Origin of the sequence: Actinosynnema mirum DSM 43827, assembly GCF_000023245.1 — a bacterium.
GTDB classification, from domain to species: Bacteria; Actinomycetota; Actinomycetes; order Mycobacteriales; family Pseudonocardiaceae; genus Actinosynnema; species Actinosynnema mirum.
In genome coordinates this window covers 355,741-371,361 of the sequence record NC_013093.1, presented here as the reverse complement: position 1 = coordinate 371,361, position 15,621 = coordinate 355,741, and the positions used below count along the sequence as shown (strand labels likewise).

Sequence of the window (15,621 nt, the reverse complement as noted above, 5' to 3'; positions counted from 1 at the left end):
CATGTCCGCATGGCCATCAGCCCCAGGGCCCGCCCTTACCTCCTGATCACCGCCGTCGCCCTGCTCGTCGCGGGCCTGCTGGTCGTGCGACTGCCCGACGGGTCGGACACCGCGCGGGAGACGCCCGAGGCGCCCGCGCCCGCGTCGACGCCCGCCGTGGTGGGGCAGCGGGGCGGGGCGGGCGCGGGCGACCCGTACTACCCGGAGGACGGGAACACCGGCTACGACGTGGCCGGGTACGACGTGTCCATCGGCTACGACCCGGCGACCGGCCACCTGGACGGGGTGGCGCGGGTGACCGCGCGGGCGACCGCCGACCTGGTGTCGTTCAACCTGGACCTGCGCGGGCTGGAGGTCTCCTCGGTCGAGGTCGGGGGCGAGGGCGCGGGGTTCGCCCGCGAGGGCGAGCAGGAGCTGGTGATCACGCCCGCCGCGCCGCTGGCCTCGGGGTCCGAGTTCACCGCCGTCGTCGCCTACTCGGGTGAGCCGCAGTCGTTGCAGGACCCCGTGCTGGGCACGAACGGGTGGCAGCGGTCCCAGTCCGGCGGGGCGTTCGCGGCGGGCGAGCCGCACTCGGCGACCACCTGGTACCCGGCCAACGACACCCCGCGCGACAAGGCGTCGTTCGCGCTGAGCGCGCGGGTGCCGGACGGCTGGGCGGCGGTGTCGATCGGGCTGGAGAGGGGCTCGACCAGCGAGGGCGGCTGGACCACGTTCCGGTGGGAGCACCCGGAGCCGGTGGCGACCTACCTGACCACCGTGGCGGTCGACCGGTGGGAGTTCGAGCGGGGCGCGCTGCCGGACGGGACGCCGGTGGTGAACGCGTACGCGCCGGGCGCGGAGGCGGCGCGGGCGCACGGGCAGGAGCTGCCGTCGGTGCTGGCGTTCCTGGCGGACAGGTTCGGGCCCTACCCGTTCGACGCGGCGGGCGGCATCTACCTGTCGGACCGGATCGGGTTCTCGCTGGAGACGCAGACCCGGCCGATCTACGCGGCGTGGGCGGACCTGGAGACGGTGGTGCACGAGAACGCGCACCAGTGGTTCGGCGACGCGGTCACCATCAGGAGCTGGGCGGACATCTGCCTGAACGAGTGCTTCGCCAGCTACTCGACCTGGCTGTGGGCCGAGTCGCTGGGCGCGGACCTGGACGCGGACTACCGGGCCGAGGTCGAGAAGTGGCGCGGCAGCACCGGGTACTGGTCGCGGAAGCTGTACGACATGGGGCGCGGCAACGAGTTCCGGGGCGTCTACGACAAGGGCCAGCTGGCGGTGCACGCGCTGCGCGCGCGGATCGGCGACGAGGCGTTCGACCGGGCGCTGAAGACCTGGATCTCCGAGCACCTGGACGCGAACGCGTCGTGGCCGGAGTTCGAGGCGCACGTGCAGCGGGTGTCCGGTCAGGACCTGTCGGCGTTCTTCCAGGCCTGGTTCCGGGGTGACGCGATCCCCGCCGACGAGCACCTGTGGCCGGGCGGCCTGCGCGGATAGGCTGGTGGCATGGCGGTTGTGAAGATCAATGCGATCCACGTGCCCGAGGGGTCCGGCCCCGAGCTGGAGAAGCGGTTCGAGGCGCGGCTGCGCGCGGTGGACGAGGAGCCCGGTTTCCTGGGCTTCCAGCTGCTGCGCCCGGTCGCGGGCGACTCGCGCTACTTCGTGGTGACCCACTGGGCCGACGACGAGTCGTTCGACAACTGGCGCAAGGGCCGCGCCGAGGCCGCGCACGCGGGCGAGCGGGCCAAGCCGGTGGCCTCGGGCGCGGACCTGCTGGAGTTCGAGGTCGTGCTGGAGTCCTGGCCTGAGCGCGGCTGACCGCGCGGCCCGGCTGGTCTCGGGGGCGGGCGCGCTGCTGGTGTGCGCGGGCGCCGGGATGGGGGTGGACTCCGGTCTGCCCGACTTCCGGGGGCACGCGGGCTTCTGGCGCGCCTACCCGCCCTACGAGCGGCTCGGGCTGGGCTTCGAGGAGATCGCGGACCCGGTGCACTTCGCGCGCGACCCGGAGTTCGCCTGGGGGTTCTACGGGCACCGGTTGGCGCTGTACCGGGCGACCGTGCCGCACGCCGGGTTCGCGGTGCTGCGGCGGTTGGGGGCGCGGGCGTTCACGTCCAACGTGGACGGCCAGTTCCAGCTCGCCGGGTTCGCGGGCGTGGCCGAGGTGCACGGGTCGATCCACCACCTGCAGTGCCAGGAGCCCTGCTCCGACGACGTGTGGTCGGCGGACGGGGTCGTGGTGGAGGTGGACCCGGAGACGATGCGCGCGGTGTCGCCGCTGCCGACGTGCCCCCGGTGCGGTGGGGTGGCGCGGCCGAACATCCTGATGTTCGGGGACTCCTCGTGGGTGGGGCACCGGACCGGGGCGCAGCTGGCCGAGCTGGCCCAGTGGCGGCGGGAGGTCGGGGCCGGGCTGGTGGTGCTGGAGCTGGGGGCCGGGACGGCGGTGCCCACGGTGCGGCGGTACGCGGAGCTGTCGAGCGCGGCGACCGGGGCGCTGGTGCGGGTGAACCCGCGCGAGGCGGACGTGCGGCACGGGCGCGGGATCGCGGTGCCGGAGACGGCGCTGGAGTTCCTGGACCGGTTGGCGGGCGCGGCGGGCTGAGCGCGGGCCTGCGGGCCGAACGGCCGGGCGCGGGCCGGTGGGGGCACCGGAGCGCCGGGGTCAGTCCGGCACGACGAACTGGGCGACCACCGCGCGGTGGTCGCTGCCGGGGACGTCCACGGCCGTGAACCAGTCGACCGGGCAGCGGTCGTCCACCAGCACGTGGTCCAGCGCCACCAGCGGCGGCACGACGCCCTCGTTCGGCCAGGTCGGGGTCAGGCCCGCGCCCACCCGGTCGGCGGCGTCCGCGTAACCGGTGTCCAGGAGCCTGCGCAGGGGCGCGTGGTCGAGGGTGGCGTTGAAGTCGCCCGCGAGGACCCGGATCGGGCCGTCGGCGTTCCTGGGCGGCAGCGCGGCGAGGTCCCGCCGCCACTGCGCGGGGCCCTGCGGCTCGACCGGCGGCATCGGGTGCACCGACACGACCTCGACGTCCTTGCCGTTGGGCAGCTCCACCACGGCGCTCGCCTGCCGGAAGGAGCTGGGGCCCACCAGGCGCGCCGGGGTGAGCGGGTAGCGGGAGGCGATGCCGGAGCCCGAGCCGCCCGGCTCGTCCTCGAACGCCCGGTGCGGCAGCACGGCGTCCAGCCCGGCGTTCTCCAGGTCCCGCACCATCGCCGGGGACAGCTCCTGCATGGCCAGCACGTCGACGTCCCGCTCGACCACCTCGCGCACCACCGCCTCCGCGTCGGCCTTGCCCACGAGGAAGTTCGAGGCCATCACGCGCAGTGGGAGGCCCGCGCCCGCCGGGCGGTCGTCCGCGATCGCCCTGGGGGTGACGGAGGCGGCCAGGAGCAGGCAGACCGGCAGGACGACCAGCGCGACCGGCCAGCGGCGCAGCAGCAGCGCCAGCGCGCCGACCAGGACGCCCGCGGCGGTCACCAGCGGGGTCAGCGCGGTGGTCGCCGCCAGGTAGCGGTTGCCGTCGACGCCGAGCAGGCGGGTGAGCGCCGGGACGAGGAACCCGACCGCGAGCAGGACGACCAGGGCCGTCGCGGTGCGGCCCCCCACGCGGCGCGCCGGAGCTTCGATCACACCGTCTAGTCTGCCCGAATGGACGACCCGACAGTGCTGATCACCGGTTTCGAGCCGTTCGGAGGCGAGCGCACCAACCCGTCGTGGGACGCCGTGCGCGAGCTGGCCGAGCGCGATCCCTCGCTCATCGCGGTGGAGCTGCCGTGCGCCTTCGACGCCTCGGCCCGCGCGCTGCGGGAGGCGGTGGAGCGGCACCGGCCGGACCTGGTGGTGTGCGTCGGGCAGGCGGGCGGGCGGAGCGGGGTCACGCCGGAGCGGGTGGCGATCAACCTCGCGGACGCTCGCATCCCGGACAACGACGGGGCGCAGCCGATCGACGTGCCGGTGGTCGAGGGCGGCCCGGCGGCGTACTTCACCGGGCTGCCGGTGAAGGCGTGCGTGGCGGCGCTGGAGGAGGCGGGCATCCCGGCCTCGGTGTCGCACACGGCGGGCACGTTCGTGTGCAACCACGTGTTCTACGCGCTGATGCACCTGGTGGCGACGGACTTCCCGGACCTGCGGGGCGGGTTCGTGCACGTGCCGTTCGCACCGGAGCAGGTGGCGGACCGGGAGGGCGTGCCCAGCCTGGAGGTGTCGCGGACGGCGGACGCGCTGGGGCTGATCGTGGCGACCTGCCTGAGCACCACGGACGACCTGGCGATCAGCACCGGCACCCTCAGCTAGCCCGCGCCGGACCGGCGGGGGCCGACCGGCTCGTGCCCGGCCGACCGGCGCCGACCCGCCTCACGACGCAGGGGAGCCCCCGTGGACTCCACGGGGGCTCCCCTGCTGTTCTCCGAGCTTCTCCTGGGCGGCGGACCGCCTCAGGTCACTCGCCCGAGGCCTCGCTCTGGGCGGAGTCGTCGCCGCCCGCACCGGCCAGGTCCACCGGCGGGGAGTCGGGGACCTTGGTCGGCTTCTGCTCGCTGCGGAACACGAACTTCGCCTTGTCGTGCTGGTCGGACTCGCCGTCCCAGCCCTCGACGTCGGTGATGACGATCTGGCCGGGCTGGAGCTCCCCGAACAGGATCTTCTCCGACAGCTGGTCCTCGATCTCGCGCTGGATGGTCCTGCGCAGCGGACGGGCGCCGAGCACGGGGTCGAAGCCCCGCTTGGCCAGCAACTGCTTGGCCTTCTCGGTCAGCTCGATCGCCATGTCCTTGTTCTTCAGCTGCGTCTCGACGCGCGCGATCAGCAGGTCCACCATCCGGATGATCTCGTCGCGAGTCAGCTGGTGGAACACGATGATGTCGTCGATGCGGTTGAGGAACTCCGGGCGGAAGTGCTTCTTCAGCTCGTCGTTGACCTTGTTCTTCATGCGCTCGTAGTTCGAGGCGTTGTCCTGCCCCGACGCGAAGCCCAGTCCGACGGCCTTCGAGATGTCCGAGGTGCCGAGGTTCGACGTGAAGATGATGACGGTGTTCTTGAAGTCCACCGTCCGGCCCTGGCCGTCCGTGAGGCGACCGTCCTCCAGCACCTGCAGGAGGGTGTTGTAGACCTCGTTGTGGGCCTTCTCGATCTCGTCGAACAGCACGACCGAGAACGGCTTGCGCCGCACCTTCTCGGTGAGCTGGCCGCCCTCCTCGTAGCCGACGTAGCCGGGAGGCGCGCCGAAGAGCCGCGAGGCGGTGTAGCGGTCGTGGAACTCGCCCATGTCGATCTGGATGAGCGCGTCGTCCTCGCCGAACAGGAAGTTCGCCAGCGCCTTGGACAGCTCGGTCTTGCCGACGCCGGACGGGCCGGCGAAGATGAACGAGCCCGCGGGGCGCTTGGGGTCCTTCAGGCCGGCGCGGGTGCGCCGGATGGCCTGCGAGACGGCCTTGACGGCCTCGACCTGGCCGATGATGCGCTTGTGGAGCTCGTCCTCCATGCGCAGCAGGCGGGTGGTCTCCTCCTCGGTCAGCTTGAAGACCGGGATGCCCGTCCAGTTCGCCAGGACCTCGGCGATCTGCTCCTCGTCGACCTCGGCGACGACGTCGAGGTCGCCGTCCTTCCACTGCTTCTCCCGCTCGGCCTTCTGGCCCAGCAGGGTCTTCTCCTGGTCGCGGAGCTTCGCGGCGCGCTCGAAGTCCTGCGCGTCGATCGCGGACTCCTTGTCGCGGCGCACGTCCGCGATCTTCTCGTCGAACTCGCGCAGGTCCGGCGGCGCGGTCATCCGGCGGATGCGCATCCGCGCGCCCGCCTCGTCGATGAGGTCGATCGCCTTGTCCGGCAGGTACCGGTCGTTGATGTACCGGTCGGCCAGCGTCGCCGCGGCCACCAGCGCCGAGTCGGTGATCGAGACGCGGTGGTGCGCCTCGTACCGGTCGCGCAGGCCCTTGAGGATCTCGATCGTGTGCTCCAGGGAGGGCTCGCCCACCTGGATCGGCTGGAAGCGGCGCTCGAGCGCCGGGTCCTTCTCGACGTACTTGCGGTACTCGTCGAGCGTGGTGGCGCCGATGGTCTGGAGCTCACCGCGCGCCAGCATCGGCTTGAGGATGCTCGCGGCGTCGATCGCGCCCTCGGCGGCGCCCGCGCCGACCAGGGTGTGGATCTCGTCGATGAACAGGATGATGTCGCCGCGGGTGCGGATCTCCTTGAGCACCTTCTTCAGGCGCTCCTCGAAGTCACCGCGGTAGCGGGAACCGGCCACCAGCGAGCTGAGGTCGAGGGTGTAGAGCTGCTTGTCCTTCAGCGTCTCGGGCACCTCGCCCTTGACGACCATCTGCGCCAGGCCCTCGACGACGGCGGTCTTGCCGACGCCGGGCTCGCCGATGAGCACGGGGTTGTTCTTGGTGCGCCGGGACAGCACCTGCATGACCCGCTCGATCTCCTTGGCCCGCCCGATGACCGGGTCGAGCTTGCCCTCGCGGGCCATGGAGGTCAGGTTGCGGCCGAACTGGTCCAGCACCAGCGACGAGGACGGCGTGCCCTCGCCCCGGCCACCGGCCTCGGCGGGCTCCTTGCCGCCGGAGTAGCCGGAGAGCAGCTGGAGCACCTGCTGGCGGACCCGGTTGAGGTCCGCGCCCAGCTTCACGAGGACCTGGGCGGCGACGCCCTCGCCCTCGCGGATCAGGCCGAGCAGGATGTGCTCCGTGCCGATGTAGTTGTGCCCGAGCTGCAGCGCCTCGCGCAGCGACAGCTCCAGGACCTTCTTGGCGCGCGGGGTGAAGGGGATGTGCCCGCTGGGTGCCTGCTGGCCCTGGCCGATGATCTCCTCGACCTGCTGGCGCACGCCCTCCAGCGCGATCCCCAACGACTCCAGCGCCTTGGCGGCGACACCCTCACCCTCGTGGATCAAACCCAGGAGGATGTGCTCGGTGCCGATGTAGTTGTGGTTGAGCATCCTGGCCTCTTCCTGGGCCAGGACAACCACCCGCCTCGCGCGGTCGGTGAACCTCTCGAACATTCGCACTCCCTGACTGCTGCGCCGGCGGTCCTCGGCTCGCCACTGGCATCCGTGGAGAGCGCGGCACCGTGGGACCACTGTAGTCGTTGCCCCGTCGCTCTCCGCTTCCGTTCAGAGCCTGTCGTCTTCGGGGAACTCCTACATCCGGTTACAACGGGTCATCTGCCAGGCAGATTCCGCGAACCGGGCGTTGTCCGCTGAGCGCGAACACCGCCATTGGTAAGGTAAGGCAAACCTCAGACGGCACGACCACAAGGACCCTGCTTCCCCATGACCGTACCGGCGCGGATCGACCCCCGCGACGCGCTGAACCCCCTGGCGGACACCGTTTCGGCCACGTCCTCCCTGGTGGGGTGGCTGGAGATCCGCTACGAGCGAACGGGCGGCGGCGCACCCGATGGATGGACCCGGTGCTCCGACCTGCTCGCCGATCCGGGGCGGTTCACCGCCTGGCGCGGCGAGCTCGCGGACTGGCTGGAGGGGCAGCACGGCGGCTCCACCGAGCGCGCCACGGCCGGGTACGTGCTCGGCTGGTACCTGGGCGCGGTCGGGATGCTCGGCGGCGCGCTGTTCCACCGGGCGCGCCGGGTCCCGTCGCTGCGCCCCGAGGACCTGGCGCTGCGGCTGGCCGACGACGGCAGGCCCGACGTGGTCGGCGTGGCGCTGCTGGCGGGCGGCTTCGCCTGCCTGCCCAGCGACCCGGCGGGCAACCACCCCGAGGCGACCGTCGTGGCCGACGAGTCCGCGCTGGCCGCGCTGCTGCGCGCCCGGTTCGCCGGGCACGCCGCCGCGTTCGCCGCCGCCTACGGCCCGACCACCCGGCTGGGAAGGCGGGCGCTGTGGGCGGCGGCCACGGACGCGCTGGACGGCTCGGCGTGGCTGGCCGGGCTGCACGGCGGCGACGAGGCGGCCGGGGTCGCGGACTCCGCGCTGCTGCTGCCGTTCCCCGAGGCCCCGTACACCTCGGCGACGACGTTGCGCGTGGTCGACGGGACCTGGACGCGCCGCCGGGAGAGCTGCTGCTTCCACTTCACCCTTCCGGGGGCGCAGGCGTGTGACACCTGCCCCCGCGTCTGCGGGAAGTGACCGGCTCTCCGCCGTTCGCCGGAAGGATCAGCCCTTCGGGTGGTCTTTCCTGCGGTTGGCCGCCGCGTGCGTCGTGGACCGGATCGGCACCACCATCGGGGTGCCCGCGACCGGGTCCTCGATGACGGCGGCCTCCAGCCCGAAGACCTCCTTGAGCACCTGCTCGGTCAGCACCTCGGACGGCGCGCCCTGCACCACGATCCGACCGTCCTTCATGGCCACCAGGTGGTCGGCGTAGCGGGCGGCGAGGTTCAGGTCGTGCAGCACCATGACGATCGTGCGCCCGCCCTCGGCGTGCAGCAGCCGCACCAGGTCCAGCACGTCGATCTGGTGCGCGAGGTCCAGGTAGGTCGTGGGCTCGTCGAGCAGCAGCAGGTCGGTGCCCTGGGCGAGCGCCATGGAGATCCAGGCGCGCTGGCGCTGGCCGCCGGAGAGCTGGTCGAGGGTGCGCTCGGCGAAGTCCTCCATGCCGGTCAGCCGCAGCGCCTCGGCGACGGCGGCCTCGTCGTCGCCGGACCACTGCCGGTACCAGGCCTGGTGCGGGTGCCTGCCCCTGGCGACCAGGTCGGCCACGGTCAACCCCTCGGGGCCCTGCGGGGTCTGCGGCAGCATCCCGAGCACCTTGGCCACCTCGCGGGTGGGCACCTCGGTGATCGGCCTGCCGTCGAGCAGGACCTGCCCGCCCCTGGTGGGCAGCAGGCGGGCGAGCGCGCGCAGCATCGTGGACTTGCCGCAGCCGTTGGGGCCGATGACGGCGGTGACGGCGCCGTCGAGCACGTCCAGGTCGAGCCGGTCGACGATCACCCGGTCGCCGTAGCCGATCGACAGCTCGTGGGCGCGCAGGCGCGCGCTGGGGGACGGGGGTGCCGTGGTCATGTCCTCGCCTCCCGGCGGCTGCGGATGAGCAGGTGCATCAGGTACGGGGCGCCGAGCACGGCGGTGACCACGCCGACCGGCAGCTCCGTGCCGTCGATCAGCTGGCGGGCGATCAGGTCGGAGAGCACGACCAGCACGGCGCCGACGACGGCCGAGCCGAACAGCGGCGGGGTCGCCGTGCCCGCCAGGCGCACGGCGATCTGCGGGGCGGCCAGCGCCACGAACCCGACGGGGCCCGCGGCGGCGGTGGCCACGGCGGCGAGCACGACGCCGAGCAGCAGCAGGGCGGTGCGGGCGCCGTTGAGCCGCACGCCGAGGCCCCTGGTGGTGTCGTCGCCGAACTGGAGCGCGCCGAGCGTGCGGGTGGCCAGCACGGAGGCGGGCAGCAGCACGACCAGGGCGAGCGCGACCGGGACGATGTGCTCCCAGCCCCGGTTGTTGAGGCTGCCCGCGATCCAGACCATGGCGCGGGCGGTGTCGTTCACGTCGGCCTTGGTGAGCAGGTACTGGGTGGCGTTCGCGGTGATCGCGGTGACGCCGACGCCGACCAGGACGAGCCGGAAGCCCTCGATGCCGCGCCGCCAGGCGATGCCGTAGACCACCAGCCCGGCGATCAGGCCGCCGGCGAGCGCGGCCAGCGGCACGCCGACCTGGGCGACCGCGCCCGCGGCGGCGCCGGAGCTGCCCGCCAGGACGATGACCAGCACCGCGCCGGTGCCCGCGCCCCAGGTGACGCCGATGATGTCCGGGGTGGCCAGCGGGTTGCGGGAGATGGCCTGGAAGATCGCGCCGGAGGCGGCGAGCGCGGCGCCGACCAGCAGGCCGGTGAGCACGCGCGGCAGGCGCAGCTCCATGACGACGAACCGCTGGCTGCGGCTGCCGCCGCCGAGCAGCACGTCGACGACCTGGCCGAGGCTGATCGGGAAGTCGCCGTAGGCGATGGCGACGGCGAGGACGGTCGCGGCGAGCGCGAGGCCGCCGAGGACCAGGGCGATCGGGCGCCAGCGCAGCGGCCAGGAGAGCGGGCCGAGGCGGACGCCGGTGCGGCCCTTCACGGTCGGGCGCGCGAGCGCGTCGCCACCGACCGGGACGCCGGACGCGAGGCCGACCGCGGTGGCGCCGGTGGCAGTCGCGCCGTGCGCAGCGGTCCCCTCCCCCGCCGCGCCGCCGTCCCCGCTCACAGCTTCACCAGGTTCCGGCGGCGGACCAGCGCGACGAAGAACGGGGCGCCCACCAGGGCCATCACGATGCCGACCTCCAACTCGCCGGGCCGGGCGACCACCCGGCCGAGGACGTCCGCCACGAGCAGCAGCACGCCGCCCATCAGCCCGGCCACCGGCAGCAGCCACCGGTGGTCCGGCCCGGTCACCGCGCGGGCGGCGTGCGGGACCACCAGGCCGAGGAAGCCGATCGGCCCGCAGGCCGCGACCGAGCCGCCGACCAGCAGGGTGATCGCGCCGATGCCCAGCGCCCTGGTGCGGTTCACGTTCTGGCCCAGCGAGCGGGCCACCTCGTCGCCGAGCGAGAGGGCGTTGAGCCCTGGCGCGTTGAACGCCGCGAGCACCAGCCCGACGACCAGGAACGGCAGCACCTGCCACAGGACCTCGACGTCGCGCCCCTCGACCGAGCCGACCTGCCAGAACCGGAACGAGTCCAGGCTCTGCCGGTCGGACAGCACCACGCCGGAGATCAGGCCCTGGAGCAGCGCGCTGACCGCGGCGCCCGCGAGGGCGAGGGTGACCGGGGTGGGCCCGTTCCGGCCGGAGCCGAGCAGGAAGACCACGACGCTGGCGGCGAGCGCGCCCGCGAAGGCGAACCAGACGTAGCCGAGCGGGCTGGTCACGCCCAGCAGGGAGATCGCGAGGACCACGGCGAAGCCCGCGCCCTGGTTGATGCCGAGGATGCCGGGGTCTGCGAGCGGGTTGCGGGTGTGGCCCTGGATCAGCGCGCCGCCGATGCCCAGCGCCATGCCGACGGCGATCGCGAAGCCCGTCCTGGGCAGGCGCAGCTCGCGGACGATCGAGTCGTCCTCGGTGCCGGTCGGGCTGAGCAGGGCGTGCGCCACCGAGCCGAGGTCGATCGACTTGGAGCCGAACGCGACGCTCGCGGCGGCGGCCAGGGCGAGCGCGCCCAGCAGCAGCGCGAGCACGCCGTAGCGGCGGGTCGTGCGGACGGTCACCACGCGCTCTCCTCATGACCCGCCGTGGAACGGTGAGGTGAGCCTAACCGAACTTGCCAGGGGTCGTGACCAGCGGGTTCTCCGGACGACCCCGACAAGTCGCGGAGGTTTTCTCTGGGTGATCGGTCGTGCACCCGCAGTGGGAACCGCAGGGCAAACCGCCCGGCAACCCAAGATCGAAGCGCGACGCACGTCTCATTTGGGTATTACCCGTTGACTCCGGAGAACTTTGTCAAAACAAGCCGAAGGGGTGCCGGATCATTCATCCGACACCCCTTCGCGGGTCAGTGGAATTGCCGTGGCGAGCGCCACTCAATCCTCACCCCTGCTGGTGGTAGGCCTCCAGCACCTCGGCCGGGATGCGACCGCGGTCGGAGACCTTCATGCCCTGCTTGCGGGCCCACTCCCGAATCGCCTGGTTCTGCTCGCGGTCCGCCGAGGCGGGTCGGGCGGCGGCCTTCACACCTGCCGGGCGGCCGGGGCCGCGCTTGCGACCACCGGTCTTGCGGGCGGCGGTGGTGAACGCGCCGAGCGCGGAGCGCAGCTTGCCCGCATTCACCGAAGAAAGGTCGATCTGGTAAGCCACACCGTCCAGGCCGAAGTCGACCGTCTCCTCGGCGACACCGCCGTCCAGGTCATCGACCAGGGTCACGGTGACCTTCTGCGCCATGCGTATCCTCCTGGGACTCGAATGCGCGGCGTGCTCCCCGACCGCGACCAAAAAACATGTGCGCCAGCAGGTTAGCGCACAAGTCGAGGAATGCGCCGCACGGAGTCCTAGAAGTTACTCATTCCGGGCGCACGAGGGGGAACAGGATCGTCTCCCGGATACCGAGGCCCGTGATGGCCATCAGCAGGCGGTCGATGCCCATTCCCACACCACCGCTCGGTGGCATTCCGTACTCCAGCGATCGCAGAAAGTCTTCGTCGACCGGCATCGCTTCCACGTCACCGCTCGCGCCCAACCTGGCCTGCGCTTCCAACCGCTCCCGCTCGACCACCGGGTCGACCAGTTCGGAGTATCCGGTCGCCAACTCGAAACCGCGCACGTAGAGGTCCCACTTTTCCGCCACACCGGGGGTGCTGCGGTGCTGGCGGGTCAGCGGCGAGGTCTCGACCGGGAAATCCCGGACGAACGTGGGCGCGTGCAGGTGGTCGCCCACCAGGTGCTCCCACAGCTCCTCGACGAGCTTGCCGTGGCCGAGCTTCGGGTCGGTCTCCAGACCGAGCTTGTCCGCGAGCGCGCGCAGGTCGTCCACGCTGGTCCCTGGCGTGACCTCGACGCCTGCGGCCTCGGACAGCGAGCCGTACATGGTCAGCGTGGTCCACTCGCCGCCCAGGTCGTACTCGGTGCCGTCGACCAGGGTGACCACGTGCGAACCGGCGACGGCCATGGCCGCCTCCTGGATCAGCTCCCTGGTCATCACCGCGTTCGTGTCGTACGTCGCGTACGCCTCGTAGTACTCCAGCATCGAGAACTCCGGCGAGTGCGAGGAGTCGATGCCCTCGTTGCGGAAGTTCCGGTTGATCTCGAAGACCTTCTCGATACCGCCGACCACGCACCTCTTCAGGTACAACTCCGGCGCGATCCGCAGGAACAGGTCGATGTCCAGCGCGTTCGAGCGGGTGACGAACGGCCGCGCCGCCGCGCCCCCCTGCAAGGTCTGCAACATCGGGGTCTCGACTTCCGTGAAACCCCTGCGGTGGAACGATTCGCGCAGAGAGCGCACCAGCTTGGCGCGGTTGCGCACGGTGTCGCGCGCCTGTTCCCGCAGGATCAGGTCGACGTACCGCTGCCGAATGCGGGTTTCCTCCGCGAGTTCCTTGTGGGCGACCGGCAACGGGCGCAGCGCCTTCGCCGTGATGGCCCACTCGTCCGCCATCACGGACAGTTCCCCGCGCCGGGAGGTGATCACCTCTCCGCGCACGAAGACGTGGTCGCCGAGGTCGACGTCGCTCTTCCAGTCGGCGAGCGCCTGCTCGCCGACCTTGTTCAGGCTCAGCATGGCCTGGAGCTCGGTGCCGTCGCCCTCGCGCAGGGTCGCGAAGGCCAGCTTGCCGGTGTTCCGGATGAACATGACGCGGCCGGTCACGCCGACCACCTCGCCGGTGCCGGTGTCGGGGTCCAGCCCGGTGTGCGCCTCGCGCACCTCGCGGAGCGAGTGCGTGCGGGCTACTTCGACTGGGTACGGGTCGACGCCGCGCTCCAGCAGCCGCGCCCGCTTCTCCCGGCGGACCCGGAGCTGCTCGGGAAGGTCGTCGTCGCTGGTCGGGGAACCGGTCTGAGGCTGCTCACTCACACCGGGAAGGGTACGGAAAGGGCTATCGGGGAATCGAACGGGTTCTCACTAGGGTGTGGGTGGTGACGAGCGCAGAAGACCACGCGGACCTGTGGGCTCGCCGGGCCGCGTCTTTCGGGGCTCAAGCGTCCGCCTACGCGGAGCACCGGCCCGACTACCCGGCCGAGGCGATCAAGTGGTGCCTGGACCCCCTGGAGAGCACGCCGCTGCGCGTGCTGGACCTGGCGGCGGGCACCGGCAAGCTGACCGCGGGCGTGGTGGCGCTGGGCCACCACGTGACGGCCGTGGAGCCCGACGAGCAGATGCTCTCGGAGCTGGTCAGGCGCAACGGGGGCGTGCGGGCCCTGCCGGGGACGGCCGAGCGCATCCCGGTGCCCGGCGGCACGGTCGACGCGGTCGTCGTGGGGCAGGCGTTCCACTGGTTCGACCAGACGCGGGCGCTGGCGGAGATCGCCCGCGTGCTGCGGCCGGGCGGGGTGCTGGCGGCGCTGTGGACCGGCGACGACCACACCGTGCCGTGGGTGGCCGACTACCTGTCGGCCGTGTGGGGCGTCGACGGCGACCCGCACAAGATCGGCTCGTCGGGCGGCCCGGCCGAGATCATGCCGCAGCACGAGATGTTCCACGACCAGGAGACCGCGCGGTTCGCGCACCGGCAGCGCAGGACCCCGGAGACGCTCGTGGCGACGCTGCGGACGCACTCGGGGGTCGCCACCCTGCCGGAGGCCGAGCGGCTGGCCCTGGAGGCCAAGGCGCTGGACTTCCTGCGCTCCAGGGAGGAGACGCGGGACGGGTTCGACCTGCCGCTGCGGGTGATGGTCAAGCGGATGGTGCGGGTCTGACCCTCCCCGCGATCGGCCGCCGCCCCCGGTCCCGCGGTGGGGATCAGGGGCGGCGGCCGATCGCGGGGCCGGGGTCAGCGCATGTTGCGCTCGAACACCAGGCGCAGGCCCAGCAGGGTCAGGTCGGGGGCGTGGATCTGGATCGCGGTCGACTCGGACACCACCAGCGGCGCGAGACCACCGGTGGCCAGCACGGTCACCGGGCCGGGGTCGACGGTGGCCAGCTCCTCCACGATCCGCCGCACCAGGCCGTCGACCTGGCCGACGAAGCCGTAGACGATGCCGGACTGGAGGCACTCGACGGTGTTCTTGCCGATCACCGAGCGCGGCCGGACCAGCTCGACCTTGTGCAGCTGCGCGGCGCGGGCGGCCAGCGCGTCCACCGAGATCTCGATGCCGGGCGCCAGCGCGCCGCCGAGGAACTCGCCCTTGGCGGAGATGACGTCCAGGTTGGTGGACGTGCCGAAGTCGACCACGACGCACGCGGTGCTGTGCAGGTGGTGCGCGGCCATCGTGTTGATGACCCGGTCGGAGCCGACCTCCTTCGGGTTGTCCACCAGGAGCGGGACGCCGGTGCGCACGCCCGGCTCGACCAGCACCTTCGGCACCGAGGCGTAGTAGCGGCCGAGCATCACGCGCAGCTCGCGCAGCACCGCGGGCACGGTGGACAGCGCGGAGATGCCGGTGATCTTGTCGGCGTACTCGCCGAGCAGGCCGCGCATGGTCAGCGCCAGCTCGTCGGCGGTCATCCTGGCGTCGGTGCGCATCCGCCAGCTGTGCACGAGCGCGGCGGAGTCCCCCGTGCCGTCGTACAGGCCGAGGACGATGTTCGTGTTGCCGACGTCGATGACGAGCAGCACCGTGTTCCCCCTACTGGTTCTGGATGAGCGCGTCGAGGGCGGCGGCGTCGGCCGTCTCGGCGAGTGCCTGCGCGGTCACCGCGCCGCTGAGCAGCCCGGAGCCCTCGGGGGCGCGCGCGGCGTCCGAGCCCAGCTCCACGACCTTGTTGTCGGCGTCGACGAACACCACGCGCGGCCGGTAGGCGCGCGCCTCGGCGTCGTCCATGGACCCGTAGGCGATGAGGATGACCAGGTCGCCGGGGTGCACCAGGTGCGCGGCGGCGCCGTTGATGCCGATGACGCCGGAGCCGCGCTCGCCGGGGATGACGTAGGTCTCCAGGCGGGCCCCGTTGGTGACGTCCACGATCGCGACCTGCTCGCCCGCCAGCAGGTCGGCGGCGTCCATGAGGTCCTCGTCCACGGTGACCGAGCCGACGTAGTGCAGGTCGGCCTGGGTGACGGTGGCCCGGTGGATCTTCGACTTGAGCATCGTGCGGAACATGGCGG

Annotated in this window: 15 protein-coding genes; 6 read left to right on the top strand and 9 right to left on the bottom strand. The window is 72.4% G+C overall.

The window, feature by feature from the left end; translation table 11 throughout:
* Window positions 1-9: 9 nt before the first annotated feature.
* The 3 genes from AMIR_RS01730 to AMIR_RS01720 are packed head-to-tail and all read left to right on the top strand — an operon-like array spanning window position 10 to window position 2,593.
* Entirely contained in the window at window positions 10-1,488 is a 1,479-nt protein-coding gene (locus AMIR_RS01730; protein WP_012782972.1) for a M1 family metallopeptidase, read from the top strand.
* A gap of 9 nt (window positions 1,489-1,497) precedes the next feature.
* Complete coding sequence (locus AMIR_RS01725; RefSeq protein WP_012782971.1) at window positions 1,498-1,809, top strand: antibiotic biosynthesis monooxygenase family protein; 312 nt, start codon at window positions 1,498-1,500, stop codon at window positions 1,807-1,809.
* Window positions 1,796-2,593, top strand: a complete 798-nt coding sequence (locus AMIR_RS01720; protein WP_041836519.1) for an SIR2 family NAD-dependent protein deacylase — start codon at window positions 1,796-1,798, stop codon at window positions 2,591-2,593. Before AMIR_RS01725 ends, AMIR_RS01720 begins: the two co-directional genes overlap by 14 nt.
* Window positions 2,594-2,653: 60 nt before the next feature.
* Here AMIR_RS01720 and AMIR_RS01715 read toward each other — a convergent pair whose 3' ends face one another.
* Window positions 2,654-3,625, bottom strand: a complete 972-nt coding sequence (locus AMIR_RS01715; protein WP_012782969.1) for an endonuclease/exonuclease/phosphatase family protein — start codon at window positions 3,623-3,625, stop codon at window positions 2,654-2,656.
* A gap of 18 nt (window positions 3,626-3,643) precedes the next feature.
* On the opposite strand from AMIR_RS01715, the gene pcp reads away from it, so the two are divergent.
* Window positions 3,644-4,288, top strand: a complete 645-nt coding sequence (gene pcp, locus AMIR_RS01710) for a pyroglutamyl-peptidase I (RefSeq protein WP_012782968.1) — start codon at window positions 3,644-3,646, stop codon at window positions 4,286-4,288.
* A 145-nt stretch (window positions 4,289-4,433) separates the two neighbouring features.
* Here the strand turns inward: pcp and AMIR_RS01705 are convergent, their stop codons facing one another.
* Window positions 4,434-6,992 (bottom strand): ATP-dependent Clp protease ATP-binding subunit, encoded by a 2,559-nt coding sequence (locus AMIR_RS01705; protein ID WP_012782967.1) that lies wholly within the window; start codon window positions 6,990-6,992, stop codon window positions 4,434-4,436.
* 270 nt (window positions 6,993-7,262) lie between these two features.
* On the opposite strand from AMIR_RS01705, the gene AMIR_RS01700 reads away from it, so the two are divergent.
* The gene (locus AMIR_RS01700) at window positions 7,263-8,078 is read left to right on the top strand and encodes a (2Fe-2S)-binding protein (RefSeq protein WP_012782966.1); all 816 of its coding nucleotides are present in this window, start codon (window positions 7,263-7,265) and stop codon (window positions 8,076-8,078) included.
* A gap of 27 nt (window positions 8,079-8,105) precedes the next feature.
* On the opposite strand, the gene AMIR_RS01695 is transcribed toward AMIR_RS01700, so the two are convergent.
* The 5 genes from AMIR_RS01695 to lysS all read right to left on the bottom strand — a co-directional run bounded on the left by AMIR_RS01695 (window position 8,106) and on the right by lysS (window position 13,433).
* Window positions 8,106-8,954 carry an ABC transporter ATP-binding protein gene (locus tag AMIR_RS01695; RefSeq protein ID WP_012782965.1) on the bottom strand — a complete coding sequence of 283 codons (849 nt, stop codon included), beginning with the start codon at window positions 8,952-8,954 and terminating at the stop codon, window positions 8,106-8,108.
* Window positions 8,951-10,135, bottom strand: a complete 1,185-nt coding sequence (locus AMIR_RS01690; RefSeq protein WP_012782964.1) for a FecCD family ABC transporter permease — start codon at window positions 10,133-10,135, stop codon at window positions 8,951-8,953. The genes AMIR_RS01695 and AMIR_RS01690 overlap by 4 nt, the downstream gene beginning before the upstream one ends.
* Window positions 10,132-11,136, bottom strand: a complete 1,005-nt coding sequence (locus AMIR_RS01685) for a FecCD family ABC transporter permease (protein ID WP_012782963.1) — start codon at window positions 11,134-11,136, stop codon at window positions 10,132-10,134. Before AMIR_RS01685 ends, AMIR_RS01690 begins: the two co-directional genes overlap by 4 nt.
* A gap of 316 nt (window positions 11,137-11,452) precedes the next feature.
* On the bottom strand, window positions 11,453-11,803 hold the full coding sequence (locus tag AMIR_RS01680) for a histone-like nucleoid-structuring protein Lsr2 (protein ID WP_012782962.1): 351 nt from the start codon (window positions 11,801-11,803) through the stop codon (window positions 11,453-11,455).
* A 118-nt stretch (window positions 11,804-11,921) separates the two neighbouring features.
* Window positions 11,922-13,433 (bottom strand): lysine--tRNA ligase, encoded by a 1,512-nt coding sequence (gene lysS / locus AMIR_RS01675; RefSeq protein ID WP_012782961.1) that lies wholly within the window; start codon window positions 13,431-13,433, stop codon window positions 11,922-11,924.
* Between the two features lie 62 nt (window positions 13,434-13,495).
* Here lysS and AMIR_RS01670 point away from each other — a divergent pair, with 62 nt between their 5' ends.
* Complete coding sequence (locus AMIR_RS01670; RefSeq protein WP_012782960.1) at window positions 13,496-14,275, top strand: class I SAM-dependent methyltransferase; 780 nt, start codon at window positions 13,496-13,498, stop codon at window positions 14,273-14,275.
* A 74-nt stretch (window positions 14,276-14,349) separates the two neighbouring features.
* Here AMIR_RS01670 and AMIR_RS01665 read toward each other — a convergent pair whose 3' ends face one another.
* Both AMIR_RS01665 and panD read right to left on the bottom strand, forming a co-directional pair.
* Window positions 14,350-15,135, bottom strand: coding sequence for a type III pantothenate kinase (locus tag AMIR_RS01665; protein WP_012782959.1), 786 nt, complete (start codon window positions 15,133-15,135; stop codon window positions 14,350-14,352).
* Between the two features lie 10 nt (window positions 15,136-15,145).
* Window positions 15,146-15,616, bottom strand: coding sequence for an aspartate 1-decarboxylase (gene panD / locus AMIR_RS01660; protein ID WP_012782958.1), 471 nt, complete (start codon window positions 15,614-15,616; stop codon window positions 15,146-15,148).
* Window positions 15,617-15,621: the final 5 nt, after the last annotated feature.